Genomic DNA, 6,474 nt, shown 5'->3' with positions numbered 1-6,474 from the left:
TATTCTTTTTAAGCGCCTTTAAAGCCAGGGTGTCTGCACCAATGATTTTAAGTTCAGACACTCTGTATTTCACCCCTTCGTTTATAATGATATTGACCTGCCGCACACCCGGGCTTTGGGTATCATCTTTCCCATCTTTATTTTCATCTTTAACTTTTACATCGGGAAAACCTTTCGCCTCATACCGTTTTCTGATATTGCGCATGCTTTTTTTCAGGGAAAAATTATTTTTATTCCCGTCCTCTTTGAGCAAAAGTTCTTTTTTCAAAGCCCATTTGTACAGCACCTCATTGCCTCGAATATCAATGTTGTACAGCGGGCCTTCATCAATTGTGAAAATGACATCCACAGCGTCACTGCCTTTAACCGGCACCGTTTTTGCTGCCACCTGAACATCTGCATACCCTTTTCCCCGGTAAAATTGCGTGATTTTCTTGATATCATTCTTCAACTCTTTGTCTGTAACCCGGTTGCCATGCCACGGCAAAAGGGATGTCCGCCAGGTCCGGGTCACAAATTTAAGACGACCCTGGCCCGTATGATCATTGCCTTTGAACTCAACTTTGCGGATATTGTGAAAAGGGCCCTTGTCAATATCCACCTCAATAACGCAGTAATTTCCCTGTTTCACAACAGATACATTAACCTTTGGCGCATAAAACCCCTGGTTCTTGAAAAGTTTTTCCACCTGCTGGGCCTGGTCTGCCATTTTCTGTTCCTGATAAACGCCCCCGGCCTTGATGGTCATTGCGTTCAGTACTTCCTGCTCAAACACGGGAAACGCGTTTTTAATATGAATCTCCTGTACCCTGCAAAACGGGGTCACTTCAAAGGAGAGCACCATACCGCGTTCTGTCTTTTCAGGATCCGGCACATGGATGAATTCAAAAAGCTGGGCCTGTGTCAATGCCTTGACAGCAGTAATCATGACGTCGATGGAATACTCATCCCCCACTTTTACGGGGATAAAACTTGAGGCAATGGAGTGCCAGAGCGCCTGCTCTTCAGAAGGACAGTTAACTATGATATTGATATCTGCCACCTTGCCGGCATCTGCCGCAGACACAGGCGCAGCAACATCCAGAAGAACACAGACTACAAAAACAACAAAAATATAAAATCGCATCTTTATCTAAACTCCAGCCTGTATTTAAGTTCGCCGCCCAACTTACCGCTGGTGTCCCGAAAACTGCTTAGCAGAAGATGTTCCAGAAGCTTGTAGTAGGTAGTAACCGTCTGCACAGTCTCTCCGTCACTGATATCTATGCCGTAGGAGACACTGAGCTGGCGGGAAAGATCTGCGCCTAAACTGACATTTACACCGGTTTCGCCACTCTGATGATCCATACTGATACTGACGTCGCTTAACCCCGTGGTCTCCTTAATTTTTTTACTTAAAGAATCTACCATCATCTTGGCAATGGCCGTTGCTGACATCGAATCCCCGTAACTGTCCCCGGAGCCCATTTCATCCGTGGTTTTGCCAAATGCAATCAGGGAAAGAATATCAGCATCCGTAGCAGCAAGATCTGAAGAGAATTCAAGGGCCAGGTCATCCGGCGCGCCGGTCACAGACAGGGTAATGGTATAGGATGAAATCGTAGTTTCACCGGTCAGGGTAATCTCGGGTTCGATTTTATACGGATTGATAAAATCAATGGACCCTTCGGTGATTTCAAATTGAGCTTTCTGAAAATTAATCGTACCCTCATCCACCACGGCCCGGCCATCCAGGGACGGGGCATACGCGGTTCCCTTGATACTGATATTGGGACTGATGCGCATGGACGCCAGGTTGTTATCCACGACAATGGCTTCCCTGCAGGTGACATAAATATTGAGCCCAATGGTTTTTAAAAACGGTGGTCCGTATTCCCGTACTTTAGGACGTGATTTCTGGGTCGTCTGAGCCGCTATGCTCATCAGACTTAAATCCACATCCTTGGAATAAGTGCCGTCTAAGATATCTATCTGGCCGGTGATCTCTGATTTATTCATGGTACCAACCCAGGTCAGCTGACTGTTCAACGTCATATCCAGGGTATTGGGTATATCCACAGGCACCTGGCCGGCGTCAAGGTTCAGTTTAAACATATCCGGCATGCCGTTTTTCAGTCCGGCCTTTCCGGTCAGCGTTATTTTACCATCACCGAGATTGGCTGTAACATCCCGGATGTCAATGGCCTCGGGGGTCAGTACAATGCGGCCGCAGATTTTCTGCAAAGGCTCGTTCAAAGCCTCCAGGTCCAGGGTCATGTTTGAAAATTCAACACTGCCCCCGAAATCAGGAGAGGCAGCTTTTCCCTCGGCATGCAACGAGATCAGAATATCCCCTTCTGCGGAATTTATCCCGTCTGCCAGGGGAACCAGCATGGACCCTGGAAGGCTGCCCAAGGCATCGGCTGTCAGATCACCCTTAATATCGCCGTTGGCCGACAGGGTAAGCTGTCCCTTGTCCATGATCCGGACCGGCACCGGATCAAGCGTGAACCAGCCGTCTTTGAGCAGGGCTGAGGCATTTTCAATGCGGATCAACATCTGTTCCTGTTTGGTCAATGCCAGCCGGGAGATATGAACAGAAGCCTGCAATGCTTCAGGGTCGTCCAAAGGCCCGTGCACCTCTATGGCTGCACTGGCATCAGCCGCCATGTCCGGGGCATTGGGAAGGCGCAAATCCATGACTTCAATGCGCCCTGAAATATCCGGGGCAAGCAGACTGCCCCTGGCGGAAATATCCAGACCCAGCCTGCCCGAGGCAAAGGCTGCATCAGCAGCCGAATCAATACCCTTAAGGTCGGTTTCCGGGATCATGGCCCGGATATCAAGGGTCTTGTCCGCCACATTGATCTGCCCGGTAATATCCAGGTGCGTATTATTCTTTTGGATGCGTGCCTGTTCAAAGGTCAGAATATTGTTGGCAAACTTAAACTGTGCCTGGATGCTGCCCAGGGCATAGGTTTCAAAGCCCGGATTCTGGCCTGAAAGCAACACCATGATCTTCGGCTTCTCCAGGGACCCGGTTCCGGTCACTTTACCGGAAAAAGCCCCCCTGGCACCCAGGTCCGGGGCCAGTTCGCCCAGTTCAAGCTGATTAAAATCCACTGATATATCAAGGGCATGATCCTTCCCCTTTTTCCCGCCCAGGGCCAGGGTTCCTCCGGCATTAAGCGCTCCCTGGTTGCGTTTAAGAGTCAGCTCCTGAACCTGGAGCAGCCCCTTGTCCATCCGGGCCTTGCAAAGCACCTCATCGGCCTGGAACCCGTTTAAAGCAAGATTGCCGGCATTGATATCCAGAGTCAGATCCGGTGCTGTGAATGCCCCCTTAACAGACGCATGGACACCGGCACTGCCCGAAGCCTTTTGGCCCGCAAGTCCGAGGGGCACTGACATATCTGCCACATCCAGATCCAGATTTCCGATCATTGTCATGGTCCGGGGATCAAACCCCGGCATATCCAGCCGAAAAGCGCCTGTACCGGTCATGCCGGGTCCGTCCAGGGTCAGACTGGTGAGCGTCAGATGCTTTTTTTCCAGTTCAGCACCAGCCTTGAACTGCACCTTTGCCGGTCCGGACATCCGGGGCAGGATCAGATCATGGGCCGTAACATCCAGGTCTGCCCGGGCAGACATCTGTCCGGGCACGACGCCCTGGCCCTGGACCCGGACCCGGGCGGAAACCTTGCCCCTTGGGATATTTTCTCCCAATTCAAGGGCTTTCAGGGACAGGCTGTCCGGATTAAGAAAAAAGTTATAGGCCAGGGTATCCAAACCGGCCATGGGACTGGTAAATCCCTTTGGAAAGGTTTTTGACAGATCCACATCGCCGCTGAAAGGAATGGTTCCGGCCGGCAGATCTATCCGGCTCTCTTTAAACGTCAGATGCCGGCCCTTAAGCCCGGCATAAAGAGTTATGCCTGATACTGAGATTTTATTTATACTGCCCTGGCCAAATTCAAACTGAACCCCGGCAACGGGATTGTCAATACCGCCTTTAATGGTCAGATTGACCCGGCCTTTTCCCTGGACCAGATCCTCTGGCAGGCCCAGGGACTTTGTGGCCAAGGGTGCTTCAATATCAAGGGTGGCAGCGATATCCGGCGTTATAGTCCCCGAAAGTCCTGCAACAGACCCTTTGGCGTTGAATCCGATACCCGGCATCCTGGCATTGATATTGATATCTGAAATTTTGTCCTTGTCAATACGGGCCTGGATATCAAAGGATTCAAGGGAAAACGCCATGTCCCCAAAACCCAGATGCCCTCCGGCCAGGGCCATTTTAGCCGACGCACAAAGGTCTGCCAGCTTAAACCCTGTTGCCCCAACGGACAAATCCGGAAGATCTATATTGAATTGCGGGGCTGTTACTTTTATATGGGCCTTGTTCACCTTGAATTCACGGACCCGGAAATCAAACCCTGTGGATTGGGCAGGTTCCAAAGCGTTGGTATCTGATGGGGACCGGGTATCAGAAACCAGGGCTGATAAAATATCAATATCCCCCTGCTCCGACATGCTGATATCAAGGACAGGCTGGTCAATCAGGATTCGGGTCAGTTCAATTTTCTGCCGGGTCAAAGCAGACCAGTCAATCTTGGCCTCTACCAAAGAGATGCCAGCCAGTTCTTTGCCGGAAACACCTTTAAGGTGAATTCCGGAAATCTGAACTTTGCCCTGTCTAAGACTTAAGGCGAACTGATCCCATGACAGGGTGCCGGGAATCACCTTGTTGATCTGCTTTTGGATAAGGGCCTGGGCAGGCCTGGTCTCAATAAAAAAAAGACCGGCCACAACCAGTCCGGCCACAAGGCAAACGCCCAGTAAACATGTTAAAAAAATGACCCGGAACCAGTGTCTTTTAAGAGATTTACCGGATTTGCGAGGGGCCACAGAAAGGTTTTGCAACTCTGTAGGGGCTGCCATATTGCCGATGCGGGTTAGAGGGTTATCTAAATATTATCAAATATTAGGCCATGAGTCCGGCCATGTCAAGGCAGACACCTTCGCTGATCTGAAAAAAACACCCGGAACCGGACATGCTTTCAAAACCCCAATAAATATTACGTAAATATCCTTCTTTATAATAATTGCATTTTATTATTGACACAAAAATAATGATATGGTTTCTATAACTTTATGTCTAACGACCTAAAATTCATCGGGAATAATATCCGCGCGTTCCGCCGCTCACGCAACTGGACCCTGGCACAACTGGCGTCAAAAATCGGGATTCAGGAAGGACCGCTGGGCCGCATTGAGCGAGGCGGCAATCTGCCATCAGCCACGGTGATTTATAATCTGGCCCGGGCACTGGATATTCCCACCGACGCCCTGTTTTCCCCGGACCCATCCCAGGCCAGGGCTGCAGCCGCAGAAACAGACACAGCCCATGTGGCCATTGAACCTGATGCAGCAGTTCCCCCAAAGGCATTGCTCTCTGCCTGCAGAAAACTGATGTCAGCCTTCCATACCCTTGAAGACATCCTCGGTGTCCAGAAACACGCCCTGCTGCCATTATCCATTCCCTTTGAACCGGACTACGCCGGTATGGAACAGCTTGCAGCCAGGATCAGAGCCGCCATGGGCACGGGGGATGTCGTGATATTCGATTATCTTGAACTTTTTGAAAATTTCGGTTTACGGGTCCTTTTATTTCCTTTCATGAAATCTGCAGACGATTTTGACGGACTCTCTTTTTTTGAACCTGTTCATCAGAACGCCTTTTTTTTCATCAATTCAAGAAAAAATCCGGAAAAGCAGCTTTTTTGCCTTGCCACCGAACTGGGCAAAATCCTGATCTTCAATCAAATAAAAATTCGAAAAGACATACTTTTTCCGAAAACCGACCCGGCATCCGGACCCAGGCCCATCAATCCCAAACGGGCTGCCAAACATTTCGCCGCCACATTTCTCATGCCTGACACCGCAGTACGGACCACCGTGGGCCAGCTTGGCATCACCCCTGACACTTGGACCTGGGATCTTGTCCTGCGCATCAAACACAGGTTCGGCATCTCCACGGAAGCCTTTGTCTACCGGCTCAAGGAGCTAAACCTGATCACTGAAGACTCAAGTATCACCTGCATACAGAAAATAAAAACCCACTACAAACAAACCGGTTTTGGCGAACCTGATGATTCCCGCCGGATACTGAACGCCAATGGGCGTTTTTTTGATCTTCTGCTGACAGCAGAAAGAAATGAAACCGCCGGGCAAGAGATAAAAGAAATTTATGCCATGGTTGAGGAGCACAAACTTGTGAAAATATAACCTTCAAAAGGTTAACATATGCGCAAACGCATCTAAAAGAACAAATAAGAGGTATCCCGTAGAAACTTTAAACAGGTTATTTCTTGAAACAGTAAATAAATACAAAAAATAAAGGTTAGCCATGAAAAGTAACTTTGTTGCCCATCACCGTAGCCAGGATGATGAGATACAAATGGTATACGAACATCTAACGGGTGTGGCAAATAT

At 49.4% G+C, this 6,474-nt stretch carries 3 protein-coding genes; 1 reads left to right on the top strand and 2 read right to left on the bottom strand.

Annotation, left to right across the window (positions count from 1 at the left end; translation table 11 throughout):
- Together AB7U36_RS16120 and AB7U36_RS16115 are read right to left on the bottom strand one after the other, a co-directional pair.
- Window positions 1-1,126 (bottom strand): POTRA domain-containing protein (locus AB7U36_RS16120; RefSeq protein ID WP_428160729.1); only part of this gene is annotated, 1,126 nt, incomplete at its 3' end.
- A gap of 2 nt (window positions 1,127-1,128) precedes the next feature.
- Entirely contained in the window at window positions 1,129-4,920 is a 3,792-nt protein-coding gene (locus AB7U36_RS16115; RefSeq protein ID WP_428160728.1) for a translocation/assembly module TamB domain-containing protein, read from the bottom strand.
- Window positions 4,921-5,133: 213 nt separating this feature from the next.
- Here AB7U36_RS16115 and AB7U36_RS16110 point away from each other — a divergent pair, with 213 nt between their 5' ends.
- On the top strand, window positions 5,134-6,267 hold the full coding sequence (locus AB7U36_RS16110) for a helix-turn-helix domain-containing protein (RefSeq protein ID WP_428160727.1): 1,134 nt from the start codon (window positions 5,134-5,136) through the stop codon (window positions 6,265-6,267).
- Window positions 6,268-6,474: the final 207 nt, after the last annotated feature.

The organism is Desulfobacter sp. (assembly GCF_050177295.1).
This window is presented reverse-complemented; position numbering and strand designations above follow the sequence as displayed.

Coding starts and splice junctions, on each gene's coding strand:
- AB7U36_RS16115 (WP_428160728.1), bottom strand. CDS start 4,920: ATGGCAGCCCCTACAGAGTTGCAAAACCTTTCTGTGGCCCCTCGCAAA.
- AB7U36_RS16110 (WP_428160727.1), top strand. CDS start 5,134: ATGTCTAACGACCTAAAATTCATCGGGAATAATATCCGCGCGTTCCGC.